Origin of the sequence: Amycolatopsis sp. cmx-11-51, assembly GCF_047608665.1 — a bacterium.
Taxonomy (GTDB): Bacteria; Actinomycetota; Actinomycetes; order Mycobacteriales; family Pseudonocardiaceae; genus Amycolatopsis.
On the sequence record NZ_JADNQO010000004.1, the window covers coordinates 19,915 to 38,969 of the forward strand.

At 70.0% G+C, this 19,055-nt stretch carries 13 protein-coding genes; 7 read left to right on the forward strand and 6 right to left on the reverse strand.

Features of this window, described 5'->3' with window-relative positions:
- Positions 1–141 precede the first annotated feature (141 nt).
- From ACM6LU_RS16655 to ACM6LU_RS16670, 4 genes are read left to right on the forward strand one after another with little or no spacing between them, the layout of a single operon-like run.
- A complete protein-coding gene (locus ACM6LU_RS16655) occupies positions 142–1,902 on the forward strand; it encodes a fatty acyl-AMP ligase (RefSeq protein WP_414938611.1) in 1,761 nt (586 codons plus the stop codon).
- Positions 1,899–8,351 (forward strand): SDR family NAD(P)-dependent oxidoreductase, encoded by a 6,453-nt coding sequence (locus ACM6LU_RS16660; protein ID WP_414938612.1) that lies wholly within the window; start codon positions 1,899–1,901, stop codon positions 8,349–8,351. The genes ACM6LU_RS16655 and ACM6LU_RS16660 overlap by 4 nt, the downstream gene beginning before the upstream one ends.
- A complete protein-coding gene (locus tag ACM6LU_RS16665) occupies positions 8,348–9,931 on the forward strand; it encodes an acyl-CoA carboxylase subunit beta (RefSeq protein ID WP_414938613.1) in 1,584 nt (527 codons plus the stop codon). Before ACM6LU_RS16660 ends, ACM6LU_RS16665 begins: the two co-directional genes overlap by 4 nt.
- 13 nt (positions 9,932–9,944) lie before the next feature.
- Positions 9,945–10,922 carry an alpha/beta hydrolase gene (locus ACM6LU_RS16670; protein ID WP_414938614.1) on the forward strand — a complete coding sequence of 326 codons (978 nt, stop codon included), beginning with the start codon at positions 9,945–9,947 and terminating at the stop codon, positions 10,920–10,922.
- A gap of 60 nt (positions 10,923–10,982) precedes the next feature.
- Here ACM6LU_RS16670 and ACM6LU_RS16675 read toward each other — a convergent pair whose 3' ends face one another.
- From ACM6LU_RS16675 to ACM6LU_RS16685, 3 genes are read right to left on the reverse strand one after another with little or no spacing between them, the layout of a single operon-like run.
- Positions 10,983–11,960, reverse strand: coding sequence for a pyridoxal-phosphate dependent enzyme (locus ACM6LU_RS16675; RefSeq protein WP_414938615.1), 978 nt, complete (start codon positions 11,958–11,960; stop codon positions 10,983–10,985).
- A complete protein-coding gene (locus tag ACM6LU_RS16680) occupies positions 11,957–12,604 on the reverse strand; it encodes a helix-turn-helix transcriptional regulator (RefSeq protein ID WP_414938616.1) in 648 nt (215 codons plus the stop codon). The genes ACM6LU_RS16675 and ACM6LU_RS16680 overlap by 4 nt, the downstream gene beginning before the upstream one ends.
- Entirely contained in the window at positions 12,597–12,950 is a 354-nt protein-coding gene (locus ACM6LU_RS16685) for a RidA family protein (RefSeq protein ID WP_414938617.1), read from the reverse strand. The genes ACM6LU_RS16680 and ACM6LU_RS16685 overlap by 8 nt, the downstream gene beginning before the upstream one ends.
- Positions 12,951–13,190: 240 nt before the next feature.
- Between ACM6LU_RS16685 and ACM6LU_RS16690 the strand changes: the two genes are divergently transcribed.
- Complete coding sequence (locus ACM6LU_RS16690) at positions 13,191–13,427, forward strand: LysR substrate-binding domain-containing protein (RefSeq protein ID WP_414938618.1); 237 nt, start codon at positions 13,191–13,193, stop codon at positions 13,425–13,427.
- A 23-nt stretch (positions 13,428–13,450) separates the two neighbouring features.
- On the opposite strand, the gene ACM6LU_RS16695 is transcribed toward ACM6LU_RS16690, so the two are convergent.
- From ACM6LU_RS16695 to ACM6LU_RS16705, 3 genes are all read right to left on the reverse strand, one after another.
- Positions 13,451–14,545, reverse strand: a complete 1,095-nt coding sequence (locus ACM6LU_RS16695) for a S1 family peptidase (protein WP_414938619.1) — start codon at positions 14,543–14,545, stop codon at positions 13,451–13,453.
- A 516-nt stretch (positions 14,546–15,061) separates the two neighbouring features.
- On the reverse strand, positions 15,062–16,207 hold the full coding sequence (locus tag ACM6LU_RS16700; protein ID WP_414939141.1) for an SGNH/GDSL hydrolase family protein: 1,146 nt from the start codon (positions 16,205–16,207) through the stop codon (positions 15,062–15,064).
- 8 nt (positions 16,208–16,215) lie between these two features.
- Entirely contained in the window at positions 16,216–16,788 is a 573-nt protein-coding gene (locus ACM6LU_RS16705; RefSeq protein ID WP_414938620.1) for a TetR/AcrR family transcriptional regulator, read from the reverse strand.
- A 118-nt stretch (positions 16,789–16,906) separates the two neighbouring features.
- Between ACM6LU_RS16705 and ACM6LU_RS16710 the strand changes: the two genes are divergently transcribed.
- Both ACM6LU_RS16710 and ACM6LU_RS16715 read left to right on the forward strand, forming a co-directional pair.
- Positions 16,907–17,755, forward strand: a complete 849-nt coding sequence (locus ACM6LU_RS16710) for a hypothetical protein (protein WP_414938621.1) — start codon at positions 16,907–16,909, stop codon at positions 17,753–17,755.
- 18 nt (positions 17,756–17,773) lie between these two features.
- Entirely contained in the window at positions 17,774–18,790 is a 1,017-nt protein-coding gene (locus ACM6LU_RS16715) for a hypothetical protein (protein ID WP_414938622.1), read from the forward strand.
- The last annotated feature ends 265 nt before the right edge of the window (positions 18,791–19,055 follow it).

Sequence of the window (19,055 nt, forward strand, 5' to 3'; positions counted from 1 at the left end):
ACTCCTTTCATTGACACTCTTCCCGGCCGATCCATACAGTTCCCGGCAGATAGAGAACGGTCTCCGGAATGGGATCCGATTTTCGGCAACGGTGCCGTTCTGAATTCACCTGCTCCTGCTCACGTCGTCAAACGAGGGGCTATGGAAACCATTTCGGAAACGGTCGTCACCACCCGCGGGCAGGACGACGCATCCGGCGGGGAGTCGTTCGCGACCCTGCTGGAGTACTGGGCCCGGCGGCTCGGCGACGAGGTCGCCGTGACCTACCTCGACCATCGGACCGGCTCGGACGGCCGGGCGATCACCCTGTCCTGGCGCGAACTTGACGACCGGGTCGGTGCTCTCGCCACACGGCTGGCGGCTTTCGCCACCCCTGGGGAGCGGGCGGCGATCCTGGCCCGGCAGTCCGCCGACTACGTCGTCGCCTTCCTCGGCGCGATCCGGGCCGGGCTGGTCGCGGTCCCCCTGTTCGCCCCGGATCTCCACGGGCACGCGGGCAGGCTGGCCGCCGTGCTCGCCGACTGCGCGCCGCGCGTCGTGCTCACGACCGACGACGGAATCGACGGCGTTTCCGGTTTCCTCTCCTCGACGGACATCGAGCGCCCCGCGGTGCTCGCCGTCGACACCCCAGCCCCGGTCGCGGCCGGTGAACGTTCCTGGCCGCGACCGGAACCGGACGGACTGGCGTACCTGCAGTACACGTCCGGTTCCACGCGGACCCCGGCGGGAGTGATGCTGACCCACCGCAACGCGCTCACCAACGCCCGCCAGGCCTGCGACGCCTACGCGATCGAGACCTCGGCGACGTCCACCGTCAGCTGGCTGCCGCTCTTCCACGACATGGGCCTGATCCTCGGCATCGGCGCGCCCATGGCGGCGGGAGTGGCCTCGGTCCTGATGGACCCGCTCGCGTTCCTCGAACGTCCGTCCCGCTGGCTGCGGGCACTCTCGGCCAGCCCCGGCGCGATCAGCGCGGCCCCCAATTTCGCCTACGGCTACAGTGCTTCGCGGGTGACCGAGGACGAGAAGAGCTATCTCGAGCTGAGCCGCGTCGTCTCGCTGATCAACGGAAGCGAACCCGTCCTGCCCGCGACCATCGCGAAGTTCCACGACGCCTTCGCGGAGTGCGGACTGCGCCCCGAGGTGCACCGTTCCTCCTACGGGCTGGCCGAGGCCACCGTGCTCGTCTCCGTCACCGACGCGGGCGAGGCACCGCGGCAGGTCACCTTCGACCGCGACCGGCTCGCCGCCGGGTTCGCGATCCCCGCCGGACCGGGCGCGGTGTCCACCACGCTCGTCTCCTGCGGACTTCCGGCAGGCCAGCGGATCCGCATCGCCGACCCGGTCACCGGCGCGCTCGTCGAACCGGGCCGGGTGGGGGAGATCCAGGTCAGCGGTCCGAACGTCGGCGTGGGCTACTGGGGGCGGCCCGCCGCGTCCACCGCCGTCTTCGGCCTGCCGCCGGTCGATCCCGAGTCCGGTGTGGGCTGGTTGGCGACCGGAGACCTCGGCACGCGCTACGACGGTGAGCTGTTCATGACCGGCAGGCTGAAGGATCTCGTCATCGTCGACGGCCGTAACCACTACCCGCAGGACATCGAACAGACCGTGGAGACGCATCCCGCGGTCCGGCCGCATTCCGCCGCGGCCTTCGCGATCGAGCACGAAGACGGTGAAGCGGCGGTCGTGGTGCTGGAGCGGGCCAAGGGGTTCCAGGACGACGTCACCGTGGCGACGGCGGAGATCCGGAGAGCGGTTTCGGCCGCGCACGGCCTACGCCCGTACGACGTCGTCTTCCTCGAACCGGGTGCGGTTCCGCGTACCTCCAGCGGCAAGATCAGCCGCGCCCTCTGCCGGAAGTCCTATGTGGATGGCCTGCGGGCCGCACGGCGGCTCGGGTGAACGCGGAGATCCGTGACTGGCTGATCACACGGGTGGCGGAGCGGACCGGAGTGCCAGAGGATCAGGTGGATCCGGACCGCCCGCTGCACGAAAGCGGCTTGTCGTCGCGGGAGTCGATGGAGCTCGCCGCCGATCTTGGCCGGTACCTCGGCCGTCCGCTGCCGCCGACCCTGGTGTGGCAGTACCCGACGATCACCGCTCTCGCCGGACGACTGTCCACAGTGGACCGTGAAGCCGTCGCGAGCGTGGAAAGCCGTGCGGAGGAGCCGATCGCGATCGTCGGCGTCGGCTGCCGCCTGCCGGGCGGTGCCGAGTCCCCGGAGGGGTACTGGCGCTTCTTGGACGCCGGACGCGACGGCATTCGCGAAATCCCGGCAGACCGCTGGGACACCGGCCTCGACTGGCTTCCGGGCCGAGGTGGATTCCTCGGCGACATCGCCGGCTTCGACGCCGAGTTCTTCGGCATCGTGCCGGGTGAGGCCGAAACGATGGATCCACAGCAGCGGATGCTGCTCGAAGTCGCTTGGGCGGCGCTGGAACACGCCGGGATCCCGCCGTCCACCCTGCGGGGAAGCCGGACCGGGGTGTTCGTCGGGCTCTCGGCGGGCGAGTACAGCCACCTGACGATGACCGACCCCACCGCAGTCGACGTCTGGTCCGCCACCGGAGCCGCGACGAGCATCGCCGCCAACCGGCTTTCGTACCTGTTCGACCTGCGGGGGCCCAGCCTCACCCTCGACACCGCTTGTTCGTCCTCGCTGGTGGCGGTGCATCAGGCGGTGCAGAGCCTGCGTCGCGGCGAATGCGGGACGGCGCTCGCCGCCGGGGTGAACCTGCTGCTCACGCCCGCCGTGACCGCGACCTTCCAGCGTGCCGGGGTGCTGGCTCCCGACGGTCACTGCAAGCCTTTCGACGCCGCCGCCGACGGCATCGCCCGCGGCGAGGGCTGCGGTGTGGTCGTGCTCAAACCGCTGAAGGCCGCCCGCCGCGCGGGGGACCGCGTGCTCGCGGTCATCCGCGGCAGCGCGGTGAACTCCGACGGCCGGTCCAACGGCCTCGTCGCGCCCAGTCCCGACGCGCAGGCCGCGCTGCTGCGGGACGCGTATGCGGCCGCGGGCGTCGACCCGTCCTCGGTGGACTACGTGGAGGCGCACGGAACCGGCACCGCGCTGGGGGATCCGATCGAGGCGGGCGCGCTCGGCGAGGTGCTCGGAACCGGACGCGAACCCGGCCGCCCGCTCCTGATCGGCTCGGTGAAGGGCAATCTGGGTCATCTCGAAGGCGCGGCGGGGATCGCCGGGCTGATCAAGGTCGTCCTCGCGATGCTCCACCGGCGGCTGCCGCCGACCCCGCACCATCGCGAACCCAGCCCGTACATCGATTTCGCCGGTCTCGGCCTGCGGGTGGTCGGCGCCGGGACGGACTGGCCGCGGTACTCCGGCGTCGCGCGCGCCGGGATCTCCGCGTTCGGCTTCGGCGGCACCAACGCCCATGTCGTACTCGAAGAGTGGCCTGCCGCGTCGTTCCCCGCTCGCGGTAAGGAAGCCGAAGGTCCGCAGGTGCTCGCGCTGTCGGCACGGTCGCCCGAAGTACTTCGGGCGCGGGCGGCCGACCTGGCGGACTGGCTTGAAGACCCCGCCAACGCCGCGGTGCCGTTGGACGTCGTCGCCGCGACACTGGCTCGGAGCCGGGACCATCTTCCGGTGCGCGGCACGGTGGTCGCCGACGGGCGTGCTCGGGCGGCCGCCGCGTTGCGCGAACTGACCGCCGCCGAGGCCGGGCCCGTGCCCGGTGTCGTGTTCGTCTTCTCCGGCTACGGCTCCCAATGGCCCGGGATGGGCCGCCTCCTGCTGCGTACCGAACCCGCGTTCCGCGCCGAGGTCGAGGCACTCGATCCGGTGTTCCGGGCCGAAGCCGGGTTTTCCTTGCGTGAGGTGTTCTCCGGTGAGCGCGACCTGCCGGACCTCGGCGCGACGCAACTCGCGTTGTTCGGCATGCACCTCGCCCTCGCCGGGCTTTGGCGGGCGCACGGCGTCGTCCCGGCCGCGGTGCTCGGGCATTCGATGGGCGAGGTCGCGGCCGCCGTCGTCGCGGGGGCGCTGGACGTCGCGGACGGCCTGCGCGTGATGGCCACCCGGGCCCGGTTGCTCGCGGAGGTCGACGCGACCGGCGACGGCGCGATGGCCGTGGTCGAACTGTCCCCGGCCGAACTGGCCGACCTGGAAGCGGAATTCCCCGGGGTCACCATCGCCGTCTACGCGTCGCCGGTCCAGTGCACCGTCAGCGGCGCAGCGGATCAGGTCGAGGCGCTGGTCTCGCACGTCGAGAGCCTCGGCAGGCTCGCGAGGCGGCTGCCGGTCCGGGGTGCCGGGCATTCGGAAGCCGTCGACGCCGTGCTCGACCGGTTCCGGGCCGGCCTCGGCGTGCTCTCTCCCCGACCGGCCGAGATCCCTTGCTACAGCAGCGTTCTCGACGATCCACGGCGGACGCCGATATTCGACGTCGACTATTGGGCGGCGAACCTGCGCCGTCCGGTCCGGTTCAGTCAGGCGCTGGCGGCGGCGACCGCCGACGGGTACGGCGTGTTCGTGGAGATCTCGCCGCATCCGGTGGCGCTGGCCGCGATCGAGCAGAGCACCGGGGCGCTCGCGCTGCCGTCCGCGAGCCGCAAGAGCGACGAGCGGACGGCGTTCCTGACCACGCTCGCCCGGCTCCACACTCTCGGCGTGCCCGGCGTGCTCGACGCCCGTGGCCCCCGCCCGGTCCCGGTCGCGTTGCCCGCCCCGCGCTGGCGGCACGAACGGTTCTGGCCGCGGCGCGCGGCCTCCCGGCCCGGTTCCGGTGGCGCGCATCCGCTGCTGGGTGTCCACATCGAACTGCCGACCGGCGGTGGACACCTGTGGCGCGCGGACGTCGGGACCGCGGTGCTGCCATGGCTTGCCGACCACGCGGCGATGGGGGTCCCGCTGTTCCCCGCCGCCGGATTCCTGGAACTCGCGCTCGCGGCCGCCAAGGCCGTCCAGCGGCCCGGAGGGCAACTGCGCGTCGGTGGCCTCGAACTGCACCGGGTGCTCCCGCTCGCCGCCCACACCGAGGTGACGACCAGTCTCAGCACCGGTTCAGGACCGTCCGAAGTGGACGTCTACGCGCGGTCCGCGCACGGCGGCTGGATCCGGCACGCCACGGCCCGCGTCCGTACCGGGGATACCACGGTGGTGCCCTTCGGTGCCGTCGCCGAGGACGCCCGGCCGGTCGACCTCTATCAGGTGCTGGCCGGGATGGGACAGAGCTACGGTCCCGCTTTCCGCGGGCTGCGCGGCGTTTCGGCCGCGCCCGGCCGGGCATCGGCGTCGATCACCATGCCCGCCGATCACCCCGCCTATGTCCTGCATCCGGTGATCGCCGACGCCTGCCTGCACGCGCTGGCCGCGGCCGGTGGAGACGCGCTGCACGAGGCCGAAGGTGTCTTCCTGCCGCTGACCCTCGGCGAGGTCGTCCTGGCAGGCGACCCGAGCCGCGGTGTCCGGGTCGACGCCGTGCTCGACTCGCTCGATCCGGCCGGTGACGGCCTGGTCGGCAGCGTCCAGCTGGTCGACGCGCACGACAACGTCCTGGTCGAGTTCCGTGAGGTCTACTGCCGGCGGTTCCGGCGTTCGTCCCTGCCGGTGCCGATGACGGACCTGCTGTTCGAGACCGTCTGGCGGCAGGCCGAACTTCCCGCGGCGGAACCGGGCACGCACAGCTGGGTCGTGCTGCACGACGGCGAACACGAGGGCAGGCCTTGGCTGACGGCGTTGCGCGAGCAGCTCACCGAGTCCGGGGACGAGCTGGCGATCGTCCCGCTCGGAGACCGGGCCGCGTTGGCGAAACTCCTGCGATCCCGTGAGGTGACGGGTGTGCTCGCGTGTGTCGCCACCACGGGCGTGCCCGACCCGATGCGGGCCGGAAAAGTGGTCGTCACGCTCTCCGGTGTTCTCGCTGAACTGGCCGAAGCGGTGCGCCCTCCGCGATTGTGGCTGGTCAGCGCGGGGGCGTCGGCCGTCGAACCCGGTGAGCGCGGTGACCCCGGTCAGGCCTCGCTGCGCGGCCTGATCCGGGTCCTCGCCTTCGAACATCCAGAGCTGCGGGCGAGCCAGGTCGACTTCGACGCCGAGCCGGATCCCGCCCGGGTGTGGGTCGCCACGCTAATGGCGGAGATTCGCGCGGACGCGCCGGACGACGAGATCGCGTGGCGCGAGGGCATCCGGTACACGAGGGTGCTCGCCCGTCCGGACCTCGGCGAACCCGTCCATGAAACCGTCGTGCGCGACGGCGCTTACGTGATCACCGGCGGGCTCGGCGGCCTCGGTCTGGTGGCGGCGGACTGGCTCGCCGGACGCGGTGCCGGCAGGCTGGTCCTCTCCGGACGGCGCGGCGCGACCGAGGACGTCGAACCGATGCTGGCGGATCTGCGTGGACTTGGCGCCGACGTCCGGGTGGTGGCAGGCGACATCGCCGAGCCGGGGACGGCCGAGGCGTTGGTCGAGGCGGCCACGGAAGGCGGTCTGCCGTTGCGCGGCGTGCTGCACGCGGCCGGTGTGCTGTCCGATGGTGCCGCCGTCACGGTCGATGACGGCGCGGTCGAGACCGTCTGGCGGGCGAAAGCGCTGGGAGCCTGGAGGTTGCACGAGGCGACCGCCGGATACGAACTCGACTGGTGGCTGACGTACTCGTCGGCGGCCGCGTTGTTCGGCTCACCGGGCCAGGCCGCCTACGCCACCGCGAACGCCTGGGTGGACGCGCTCGTCACGTGGCGGCGGGCGGCGGGACTTCCGGCCGCGACCATCGGCTGGGGAGCTTGGGGCGAGGCCGGAGCGGCCGTCGGCAGCCGCAACCCGGTGCTCGAACCACTCGGCACGGAGGAGGCGCTGGCGGCGATGGACGCCGTGCTGACGCGAGGCCGCGTGGCGACCGGCATCGCCCGCGTCGACGCCGGAACCGTGCTGGCTCTCTTCCCGCGTCTCGCTGAACGACCGTTCTTCGAAACTTTGGTACCGGGGGAGGAACCGGATTCCGGACCGTCCACTTGGGACGGACTGGACGCACTCCGGGCGGTCCTGCCGGAAGCCGCCCGCGAGATGCTGGCCGACTACCTCGCCGGGCTCGTCGCCGGGATGCTCGGCCTCGCCGCGGACGAGATCGACCGGCACGTCTCGCTCACCCAGCTCGGCCTGGACTCTCTGACCGCCATGCGCGCCAGGGGCGTGGTGGAACGCGACTTCGGCCTGCCGTTGCCGATTCCGCTGCTGTTGCGCGGCGCCAGCCTGGCCGAACTCGCCGACCATCTCGCCGAAGAGGCCGGGTTCGGCGGGGGGAGCGCCCGGCCCGCCGGGTCGAGCGTGGTGCTCGGACCCCGCGATCCGGCCGAACGTTGGGTCGCCCGGCACTGGCAGGCGGAACTGGGCGGCACGGAACCCGGCGTCCACGAAGACTTCTTCGCCGTGGGAGGCGATTCCGAGGGCGCGGAGCGGCTGCGCTCGGCGTTCGCCGGCCTGCTCGGCACGGTCCCCGACGTCGACCGGCTCTTCGTCACACCGACGATCGCGGCGATGGCCGATCTGCTGCGTGACCGGATCGAGGGACGCGGGGGTTGTCCGGTCCGGCCACTGCGCGAAGGCGGCACCGATCCGATGTTCCTGTTCCATCCGGCGGGCGGCCCGACGAGCGTCTACGACGGACTCGTCCGCCTGCTGCCGGCGGGCAGGCCCGTCTACGGCCTCGAACGAATCGACGAAGAGGACACCGTCGAGGGCAAGGCCGACTGCTATCTCGAGTTGATCCGGCAGATCCAGCCGCGGGGGCCGTACCGGCTGGGCGGCTGGTCGTTCGGCGGTTGCCTGGCCTACGAGACGGCCCGGCGGCTGACCGCGGCGGGGGAGCGGGTCGACCTCGTGTTCATGATCGACAGCATCCTGCCGTTGCCCGCACCCGGGATACCGGCGCACGAGATCCTGCTGGACCGGTTCGACCGGTTCGCCGAGCACGTCGAGCAGACCTACGGCGTGCCGTTGGACATCCCGCGTGCGGACCTCGTCCGGCTCGACGACGACGAACAGATCCGGCTGGTGATCGCCAAGCTGGCCGCGCAGGTGCCCGGAATGGGCCAGGGAGTGCTGCGGCACCAATACGAGTCCTATGTGGACGCACGGGTGGCCGAACGCTACGACCCGGAGCCGTATGCCGGACCGGTGCTGCTGATGCGGGCGCGAGAACCGCATCCGCTGACCACCACCCTCGACCCGCGCTACCTGCGTACCGACGACGCCCTCGGCTGGGACGCCTTCTGCGCCGATCTCGAGGTCGTGCGCGTCCCGGGCGACCACCTGTCGATGATCGATCCGCCGCACGTCGAGGTGGTCGCCGCGGCGCTCGCGGCGCGGCTCGCGGCACCGAGGGCGGTGCGGCCATGACCGACGTCCCGTTCGCTCCGACGACGGCGTTCCGGATCGCCGATCTCGCCGCCCGGCAGGACGAAGCCGTCCGGATCGCCGAGAAACGCGCGGTCGACCGCCAGCACGCCAAGGGCAAGCTGACCGCGCGCGAACGCATCGACCTGTTGCTGGACCCGGGTTCCTTCGTCGAACTCGACCAGTTCGCCCGGCATCGGTGCGCCGAGTTCGGGATGGACGCCAACCGGCCCTACGGCGACGGCGTGGTGACCGGGCACGGCACCATCGACGGCAGGCAGATCTGCGTGTTCTCGCAGGACTTCACCGTGTTCGGCGGTAGCATGGGCGAGGTCTTCGGCGAAAAGGTCCTCAAGGTGATGGACCTGGCGATGACACTGGGCTGCCCGGTCGTCGGGATCAACGATTCCGGCGGCGCCCGGATCCAGGAAGGCGTCGTCTCGCTGGCTTACTACGCCGAACTCGGCAGACGCAACGCGCTCGCCTCCGGCGTCATCCCGCAGATCTCGCTGATCATGGGTCCCTGTGCCGGTGGAGCGGTCTACTCGCCGGCGATCACCGACTTCACCGTGATGGTCGACGAGACGGCGCACATGTTCGTCACCGGGCCGGACGTCGTGCACGCGGTCAGCGGCGAGCGGGTCACCGCACAGCAACTCGGCGGCGCCGCGGTGAACAGCGAGGTCTCCGGGAACGCCCACCACCGGGCCGCCGACGAACAGGACGCGATCGACTGGGTGCAGACCCTGCTCGGCTACCTGCCGTCGAACAACCTCGACGCCGCCCCGGACTACGCCGACGACACCTCCCCCGAACTCACCGCCGCCGATCTCGAACTCGACCGGCTGGTGCCCGATTCGCTGAACCAGGCCTACGACATGGCAGAGGTGATCCTCCGCCTCGTCGACGACGGCGAGTTCACCGAGGTGCACAGTGCCTTCGCGCCCAACATGATCTGCGCTTTCGGCCGGGTGCAGGGCCGCACGGTCGGGGTCGTGGCCAACCAGCCGCGGCATCAGGCGGGCGTGATCGACATCGATGCCTCGGAGAAGGCCGCGCGGTTCGTGCGGTTCTGCGACGCCTTCAACATCCCGATCCTCACCCTCGCCGACGTCCCCGGCTACCTGCCCGGCGCGGACCAGGAACGGCACGGCATCATCCGCCGCGGCGCCAAACTGATCTACGCCTACGCCGAGGCGACCGTGCCGAAGGTGACCGTGGTGATCCGCAAGGCCTACGGCGGCGGTTACGCGGTGATGGGGTCGAAACATCTCGGCGCCGACGTCAACATGGCCTGGCCCACCGCGGAGATCGCGGTGATGGGCGCCGAGGGCGCGGTGCGGGTGCTGCACCGGCGCGAACTGGCCGCGATGCCCCCGGAACAGCGGTCCGTCGAACAGCGGCGGCTCACCGAGGCGTACCGCAAACGGCATTCGAACCCTTACCTTGCCGCGGAACGCGGTTACGTCGACCAGGTCATCGCGCCGTCGCAGACCCGCCTGCAAGTGGCGCGGGCCCTGCGCGCGTTGCGGACCAAACGGCAGACCCTCCCGGCCAAGAAGCACGGAAACATCCCTTTGTGAGCGAGGAGAAGTGATGAACCGAAGGCGGCGATGGGGCCTGCTGATGTTGTCCGTGGTCGCCCTGCTCGGAAGCTCGGTCCCCGCGATCGCGGCTCCCGCGAGGGTCACCGCCGACAACGGTGCGAAGGTCGTCGAGGAGACGTGGCTGGACGCGCGCACGGTCGACCTGAAGATCAGTTCGCCCGCGCTCGGCACCACCGGCATGGTCCGCCTGCTGGTCCCGACCGGCTGGGCCGCGCAACCCACGCGGACCTGGCCGGCGCTGTACCTGCTGCACGGCTGTTGCGAACCGGTCGATTACCGCTCGTGGGACCAGTTCACTGACGTCAAGGCGTTCACCGCGGACAAGGACGCTCTCGTCGTCATGCCGACCGGCGGACCCGCCGGGATGTACACGAAGTGGTGGAACTTCGGACTGAAGAGCACTCCCGACTGGGACACCTTCCACACCTTGGAAGTACGGCAGCTCGTCGAACGCGGTTATCGCGCGGGTGTGCGCCGGGCGATCGCGGGGCTGTCGATCGGCGGGTACGGCGCGCTCGCGTATTCGTTCAAGCACAAGGGGATGTTCGCCGCCGCGGCGTCCTACAGCGGTGTGCCGAACACGCTGAACCAGGGGGCGCCCCTGTTCATCCAAGGAATCCTGGCCCGCGCGGGAATCTTCAACTACCTCGAACTCTGGGGCGACAGCTGGGGAATGCGGCCGCTGTGGTCGGCGAACAACCCCTTCGATCACGTCGACGACCTGCGCGGCACGGCCCTCTATGTCTCTTGTGGAAACGGGAAGACCGGCCCGCTCGACCCGCCAGGGAAGTCCGACTTCTTCGAACCGGCGGCGCTGTCGTCTTCCGTGAGCTTCACGGATCGGCTGAAGCTCAGAGGGATCCCGGTGACCGTTGACTACTACGGCAACGGCACGCACAGCTGGCCCTATTGGCAACGGGCCTTGCGTGATTCCTGGCCGGTGCTGGCGGGCGGGCTCGGACTCTGATCTGTTTCCCTACGGCAAGTAGTCCTCTAGTTGCGGTAGTTCAAAGCGCAAGTACCGCAACTAGAGGACTACTTGCGGCGGGGTGGCGACGAGTTCGGCGAAGCGCTCAGGGCTGACGTTCCCGCCGCTGATGATCACCCCCACCTTGCCCGAAACTGCCACCTGCCCGCTGAGCAGCGCGGCGAGACCGGTCGCCCCGCTCGGCTCGATGACGAGCTTCAGGCGTTCGAACGCGAACCGCATCGCGTCCCGGACCTGGTCGTCGGTGACCAGCGCGATGTCGTCGACGAGCTTCCGGTTGATCGAGAAGGTCAGCTCGCCGGGGATCTCGGCGGCCTGCCCGTCGGCGATCGTCCTCGGCACCGGGATCGAGACGCGTTCGCCCGCTTCCAGCGAGCGTTTGGTGTCGTCACCCGCGGCGGGTTCGACGCCGACGACGCGGATGCCCGGCTGCACGGCCTTCGCGGCGGTCGAACTGCCCGCGATGAGACCGCCGCCGCCGACCGGGACGACCAGGGTCTCCAGCGAACCGGCTTCCTCCAGCAGTTCCAGCGCCGCGGTGCCCTGCCCGGCGATCACGTGCGGGTGCTCGTACGGCGGGATGAGCGCCAGGCCGCGTTCCGCCGCCAGCGCCTCGCCGATCGCGACGCGGTCGCCGGTGTACCTGTCGTAGGTGACGATCTCGGCGCCGTAGCCGACGGTGGCGTCCTTCTTGGACTGCGGGGTGTCCTCCGGGATCAGGATGACCGCGCTGCTCCCGAGTTCCCGCGCGGCGAGCGCGACGGCCTGGGCGTGATTGCCCGAGGAATACGCGGCGATGCCCTTGGCCAGCTGCTCCGGCGAGAGCCGGGAGGCGGCGTTGTAGGCGCCACGGAACTTGAACGCCCCGATGCGCTGGAGGTTCTCGCATTTGATGTGGACCTCGGCGCCGACGAGGTCGTCGAGGGTGCGGGAACGCACGATCGGGGTCCGGTGCGCGACACCGGCCAGGCGGGTGGCGGCGTCGCGGATGTCGTCGATGGTCACGGGGGCGGTCATGATGCTCCTTGATCACGGATTTCGGCGAGATAGTTGTAAGCGGAGGCGCGGGAGATCCCGATCCGGGCCGCGACCAGCGGCACGGCCCGCCGCACGGCGAAGACGCCCCGTGCGTGCAGGCTGCGGAACAGGTCGAGACGTTCTTCGCGGCTGAGTGCGGCCCAGGGCTTGTTCAGCCGGAGCTGGTGGTCGTCGACGATCGCGTCCACCACGGCGTCGACATTGTCACCGAAGGTGGTGGTCGGCGTTTCGGCGGCGGCGGTGCCGACGTCGGCGAGTTCGCCGACCAGTGTCCGCAGCTGGCCCAAGGCGGTGACGTCGAGGTTCACGCACAGCGCACCGAACACCGAGCCGCCGCTGTCACGCAGCAGCATGGTCGAAGACTTCACCAGCTTCCCGGAGGCCGTCCGGGTGACGTAGTTCAGCTCGTCCTCGGCGTCGTCGCCACGGGCGAGCAGACCCATGCCGATCTCGCTCATCGACCCGCCGACACTGCGATCGGTGACTGATCCGGCGATCGCCACCACCGACTTCTCGGGACGGCGGAAGTCATGCACCACGACCTCGCAGAACGAGCCGAGCGTCGCCGCGATGCCGTCGGCGACCGGGGCGAGCGCGTCGAGGATCGCGTCCTGCTCAGACATCGCGTGTTCGGGCGAGGGCCTCGACTTCGACAGTGCCGCCGTAGGGAAGGGAAGCCACTCCGACGCAGGTGCGGGCTGGCCGGGGCTCGGCGAAGAACTCTTCGTAGACGCGGTTGAGGCCGTCGCGGTCGGCGATGTCGGTCAGATAGACGACGACCTTCACCACGTCGGCCCGGCTCGCGCCGACCGAACGCAGCGCGGCGTCGAGGTTGGCGAAGGCCTGCGGGCATTCGGCGTCGAAGCCGCCGGGGACCAGGTCGCCGGTCTCGGTCACGCCGAGCCGTCCGGATACGGAAACCAGGTCGCCGCTGCGGAAGGCCGGGGGATACGGATGCTCGTTGCTCACGAGACTGACTGTATACGTCTTGGACGAAAAGTCCAAGCCGGGTGCTGCTCAACGAACCCGTGATGCTGTGCGTGCCATCCGGCCACCGGCTCGCCGGACGTGGTCGCGTCGGCCTCGCGACCTCGACGGAGAGCCGTTCCTCACCGCGCGGCCCGGTTACTGGCAGCGCGCGCTCGCCGATCACCTGTTCGCGAAGGCCGACCTCGAACTTCGCATCGCCTGCGAGGCCAGGAAGCCGCTGTGCTCTTCCAGCTCGTCGACGCGGGTCTCGGGATCGCGTTCGTGCCTTCCCTCGGGCTGCGGGCCGACACCAGTCCGACGGTGGTCTGGCTCGAGGTCGACGACCCCGAATGCCGTCGCGTGCTCAGCGTCGCGTGGCGCGAGGACACCTATCTTTCCGCCGCGGCCCGACGCTTTCGCGACCACACCGTCGACCATTTCCACGCACAGGCGGAAGCCGGGCCCCGGTCGGACTGACCAGGACCCGGCTTCGGGAGATGTTACGGGTTGAGCGTGACGCTGTAAGCGCTCAGCGCCTCGCCGATCGGCTGGAAGTACGAGCTCCCGCCACCCTTGCCCGAGGTGATGCCGAGGCCGATGCTGCCGGAGAACAGGCAGCCGCCCGAGTCACCGGGGTTGACCAGCGCGTTGGTCTGGATCAGCTGGTACACCGAGCCCTCGGCGTAGTTCACCGTGACGTTCAGCCGCTGCACCGAGCCCGAGGTGAGTCGGGTGGTGCTGCCGCTCTTGCTGATCCTCTGCCCGACGGTCGCGGAACCGGCGGAGGCGATCCGCTGGGTCGAGCCGTTCCACAGGGTGACCGCGCCGGGGCCGCTGCCGGAGGTGTTGCGGATCAGGCCGTAGTCGTTGGTCGGGAAGCTGGCGCCCTGCGACGGTCCGACGTTCCACTGCGACACCGCGCGGGTGCAGTGGCCGGCGTCGAGGATGTAGTTCTGGCCGCCCTTGTTGGTGTTGAACCCGACCGAGCAGCGGGTACCGCCGCCGGTGATGGCCTCACCGTTGTAAATCGCGGTGTGCATTTCGCCGGTGGTCCGCTCCACCCGGACCCGGTCGCCCAGCGCTTCAGCCGCCTTCACGAGGGCTTCGGAGCCCTTCGCCGCGTCGGACACGGTCAGCACGACCTGGTTGGACTTCGGGTCGAGGCCGATCGACGTGTGCGCGACCGTTGGCAGCGCCTGCAAGGCGTTCTGTGCCCCCGCCAGCGCCGCGCTGGAGTGCTTGACCACGCGGGCCCGCGCCCCGGTCGCGGTCACCTGGTCCGCGGCGGCCTGGTCCAGCACGTTCACCACGGGCTTGGCGGAGTCGTCGAGGTAGCCGTCGGCGGCACGGGACCCGAGGGAGGCGGTGACCTTCTGCACCGTTTCGGCGGCTGCCGTCTGCGCCCGAAGGAAGTCGACGGCGGCGGCTTGGCTGATCCCGGCGTCCGAAGCGAGGGACGTCACCGCTTCACTCTGCACGGTGGGGGAGTAGCCCTCGATGGTGGTGGCGGTGGCCGTGGACGGGGCTAGGAAGCCGATGACCGCGGCCGCGGCCACCAATGTGGTGGCGGTACGGGCTAAGGGGTTTGTGCGCATACCGGGAACTCACTTTCGCGAGGGAGGATCCAGCGCGAAGGGTGGCCGCACTGGACACAGTGGGGTAGCCGGGCATGGCCAAGGTGGCCCGGCACCGGTGATCCGGTGTCGATCAGGGTGATCCGTGTCCACCGGGGCGGGGTACCGACTTTCGTTGGACAGGAAGAAAGATAGGTACCGCGCCGCTACGGCTACCGACGTATCCGCGCATAGCAAGCGGCGCCGTAACACGGGTATGTTCACACGCCCGGCCTAGAGATCGTTCTCTGTGCCGCCTGCCGTGGACGGCAGTACGGGGTTCGCTACTTGGTCGTGAGTGGCGACTGGTGTCAACGCGAAGGTCCGAGAGCAGCGCGGCCTACATCGTCAGCCTCTCGCCGCGACGAAGAGCCGCCTGACCTGCAAAACCCTGACTCTGCCGAGACCCTGGCGTCTAGCGCGGTGAAGGGGGCCTTCCTGTAATGGAAGGTGTGGCCGAGGAAGACTTCCTTCATAGACCTGAACCCGAACCGCCACTCAGGGCCAGCCGTCGAAGGCGAGCCGGGCGAACCGTTCCCCGATGAGCCGGTGCGTCGCCGCGTCCGGGTGGAGGTTGTCGGGGAGCGGCATGGCGGCCTGGTCCGCTTCGCCGTACAGGGCGAGACCGTCGAGGTAGCGCAGGTTCGGGTCGGTCGCGCTCCGCTCCTTGACGATGCGGGCGAGTTCGCCGCGGATCGTGGTGAGGGTCAGCTTTCCCGCGGCGGTCTCGGCGGGATCACCGGTGGCCGTGAACCGCACTTTTCCTTCGCTCAGCCCGCCGGGCTCGAAGGCGCAGGGACCGGGGGTGTGCTCGTGAATCGCGCAGTGGATCGCCGAGACGACCAGCAACGGGGTGGTGGGGTGCCCGTCCCGGATGGTGTCGAGGAAACCGTGCACCGCCGGGACGAACGCGCGCAGCCGCATCGCGTCGGAGTTGACGAGGTTGATGCCGATCTTGACGCTGATCAGGTCGGCGGGTGTGTCCCGCATGGCGCGGGCGGTGAACGGGTCGAGAAGCGCGCTGCCGCTGAAACCCAGGTTGACCAGATCAACGCCGGCGAGCCTCGCGGCCAGGGCGGGCCAGGTCCCGGTCGGGGTCGCCGCGGTGGAGCCATGGCTGATGGAGCTGCCGTGGTGCAACCAGGTCTTACGATCGCGGGGCCGTGCACTGTGGACTGTCGCGTCGGTCCGCAACGCGACCAGCTGAGTGCTTTCGTCATGCGGCAGCCAAATCTCGACGTCCTTCTCGTCCCCTGGCAGGTCGGTGAAACGCAGCGTCCGCACGGGGCCGGGCCGGGTTCGCGTGGTGCCGTTGGCCATGTCGATGGTGAGCGTGTCGCCTTCGGTCACGCTGGCCCGTCCCGCGAGCCGCCCGTCCACGAGGAGTTCGTAGACGCCGTCGGGCCGGGGTGGCACGCCCGCGTAGACCCGTTTGGTGGCGATGACGTCCAGCTCGACGAGCGTTGCCGTGGTGCGGAAGACCAGTCGTACACCGGACGGCTGCGACTCCGCCATGGCCAGCTGGCCGTCGGGGATCTGCTGCCGGGCCCGCGCGGGAAGCCGGTGGGGGAGTACGCCGCGTTCGGTGTACTCCAAGTCAAGGGCGCCGCGTACGAGGTCGGCGGTGATCGGGGTCGTGAGCATCTTCTCGTTCATTTCGTTCGTGGCCAAGCGCGCAGCAGGACGTCGAGCGCGTCGAGGATTTCGGTCCAGCTCTCCTGCGAGCCGGGGGTGCTGTGGCTGAAACCGCCGGCGGACTCCAGGCCGACGAAGCCGCTGAAGACACTGCCCAGCAGCCGTACGGCGTGCGTCTGGTGCGGTTCGGCCAGGTCGTACCCGCGCAGGATCGCGCGCGTCAACTCGGCGTGCCGGACGCCCGCGCTGGTGGCGGCCCGCTCCGGTGCGAGCCGGAACCTCGCGGCGGTGAACCGGCCGGGATGTTCGAGGGCGTAGTCGCGGTGGACGTTCGCCAAGGCGATCAGCGCGTCCCGGCCCGCCAGCCCGGCCACCGCCGTGGAAGCCAGGTCGGCGAGTTCGGTCAAGGCCAGCAGGGCGATCTCGGTCTTCAGCTCCTGGGCGTTCTTCACATGCGAGTACAGGCTCGCCGTCTTGACGCCGCACCGTTTGGCGAGCTCCGTCGGGGTCACCTGCTCGAAGCCGACCTCGTCGGCCAGCTCCGCTCCTGCCACGACCACGCGTTCCGTGGTCCATCCCGCTCGTGCCATGTCCGCCACATTAGCATAGTCCATTTTGTATTTGCCTAATAAGCTTAGGAAGCAAACCTGGGTTCGGTAGCGGCCGTCCTGAAGGACGCTGAGTGCGGTCCGAACGGAGGTGAGCGTGATGAACACAGTGGACCCGGCCCGGGCCCGGCGCGACCGCATCGAGCGCTGGAGGGGAGACCGGCGCCTGCTCGTCGGCGCGATCGTGGCCTCGGCCGCCGCCCTGGTCTGCGGATTCCTGGCCGGGCGCGGATTCGGCTCGCTCGTCGAGATGATCCGGACGATGGCGATCGACAGCGTTTTCGACGACCGCGGCGACGGTGACCCGCCGTACGGCCCGGTGTGGGGAACCTTCGCCGTCTTCGGCGGGATCGCCGGGGCGAGCCTCGCCAGTGTCGCCATGCGGCGTTACCAGGGACGCCCGTCGGGACCGGTGTTCCCGGTCGTACTGGTGTTCGCGATGAGTACCCTCGGCATCTGGGTTTCGTCGCGGGAGTGGCTTCCGCCGCTCGCCGTCGGCATCGCGGTCGACCCGGTCTTCCACACGGACGAAAAGTGGGGATTCTGGGGATGGTCGATGTACTACGCGGACCTGTGGGTGCCCGCGTGCATGCTCGTTCTGACGCTCCTCGTGCTGTGGTACGCCATCCAGGTCTCCCGCCGGTACGCCGAGATGGTCCGGAACCGGGACTGGCTGCTGGGCTACGGCCGCCGGGTGCCTGCCCAGATCGTCGACGTGAAGGTGCACCTCGGTGGGGACGAATCGGGGACCCGGGTCGTCGGCACGACCGTCACGCTGCGCTTCGTCGACGCTGCGGGAGTCTCACACTGGGTGACCCGTCGTACCCGGGACACCACGATCGCGACCGCCGAAGTGCTGTTCGATCCGGCTTCGCCGTCCGACGACAAAAAGATCTTCGTGGCGCTCAGGCGCTATCCCGCCCTCAGTGACTGGCTGCCCGCGGCCTGAAAGTCTGGAGTTACGTTCATGTCTGTCCCAGCACCCGCGCGCCTCGGTCCGGTCGCCCTCGTCCGCGGCCTCCTTGCCGGAATCGTCATCGGGACGGCACTGTGCGCCTTCGTCGTCGGCATCATCATCGAGTACGTCCCGCTGATCATCGCCGGCCTGGGGCTTCCCCTCGTCTACGGAATCCTGCTTTACCTCGCCGGAGCCCCGCGTCGCGCTCGTGAGGCGGCGGTCGTCCCGGTGGTCGCGCTCGCCAAGATCGAGAGCCTGCGTGCCGGTGGCACGGAAACGGGCGACGTCCCGGTCGACTTCGTCCTCACCGTCGCCCCCGACGGCGCGGCGACCCACCGCGTCGAGATCCAGCACGGCGTCAACCTGGTCGACATCCCGAACCACCGGCCCGGCAACATCATCGTCGTCCAGTACCCGCCGGACCGGCTGTGGAAGGCGAAGATCGTAGAGCGGCTGTCACCGGAGTGGGAGCGCCGCGTGGCCGAAGCCTCGATCGAGTCCGCTCCGGAGTCCAGTCTGGTGCAAGAGCCGCCGGAGGGCTGTTTGTCCGGCGGGCTCACGCTTCTCGGCCTGCTGCTCGGTGCGGCGCTCGTGCTGTTCTTGTTCCGTGCGGAACTGTTCGCGCCGGAAGCGCCCGCGCGGGCGGAAGAAATCCAGTCCAGCGTGACCACGTCTTCGTCGGGCTCCGCCACGGTCACCGTCGACCAGTCGCTGCTGGGCGAGGGGGAGTTGCGCCGGGTGATCGACGCGCTGGCGCGGACAGCGGACGTCTCGCGGGTGATCACCGCGGTGGTCGAGGAGCGGCGGCTGACCGTGGTCTTCGCGCCGACCGACGCCCAGGTGCCGTGGTTCGACCTCCGAGCAATGGCCGTCGACCGCGTCCCGGCCCTGGTCAAGAAGGCGACGACCACGATCGACGTCGGATCGCCGCAGACCTGGCAGGTCATCGCCGTCCCGTTCGGGGCCGACGTCAGCCTCCGTGTCATCGTGACCGGACCGGATGGCAGTGGCTCGCTTCCGGGTTAGCGAAGGCGAGGCGACGTGCTCGGGGTCGTGAGTGGCAGATGGCGTGGGAGCGGACCGGTATTTGCCCGGCCTGCCCCGAGGTTGACGATGAAGGAATCGGGACGTTCAGTGTCCCGATTCCTCGATCGTCACGAGGTCGCGCCGGTCTTGGAGCTTGATCAACGGAGGATCGGGGACACTCAACGTCCCTGATCCTCCGTTGATCAAGCTCAGGCCACACTCACGACCCACGCGCGGGAACGCTCACCGGAAGCCCTTCGCCGGC

Coding starts and splice junctions, on each gene's coding strand:
- ACM6LU_RS16655 (WP_414938611.1), top strand. CDS start 142: ATGGAAACCATTTCGGAAACGGTCGTCACCACCCGCGGGCAGGACGAC.
- ACM6LU_RS16665 (WP_414938613.1), top strand. CDS start 8,348: ATGACCGACGTCCCGTTCGCTCCGACGACGGCGTTCCGGATCGCCGAT.
- ACM6LU_RS16670 (WP_414938614.1), top strand. CDS start 9,945: ATGAACCGAAGGCGGCGATGGGGCCTGCTGATGTTGTCCGTGGTCGCC.
- ACM6LU_RS16675 (WP_414938615.1), bottom strand. CDS start 11,960: ATGACCGCCCCCGTGACCATCGACGACATCCGCGACGCCGCCACCCGC.
- ACM6LU_RS16680 (WP_414938616.1), bottom strand. CDS start 12,604: ATGTCTGAGCAGGACGCGATCCTCGACGCGCTCGCCCCGGTCGCCGAC.
- ACM6LU_RS16695 (WP_414938619.1), bottom strand. CDS start 14,545: ATGCGCACAAACCCCTTAGCCCGTACCGCCACCACATTGGTGGCCGCG.
- ACM6LU_RS16700 (WP_414939141.1), bottom strand. CDS start 16,207: ATGCTCACGACCCCGATCACCGCCGACCTCGTACGCGGCGCCCTTGAC.
- ACM6LU_RS16705 (WP_414938620.1), bottom strand. CDS start 16,788: ATGGCACGAGCGGGATGGACCACGGAACGCGTGGTCGTGGCAGGAGCG.
- ACM6LU_RS16710 (WP_414938621.1), top strand. CDS start 16,907: ATGAACACAGTGGACCCGGCCCGGGCCCGGCGCGACCGCATCGAGCGC.
- ACM6LU_RS16715 (WP_414938622.1), top strand. CDS start 17,774: ATGTCTGTCCCAGCACCCGCGCGCCTCGGTCCGGTCGCCCTCGTCCGC.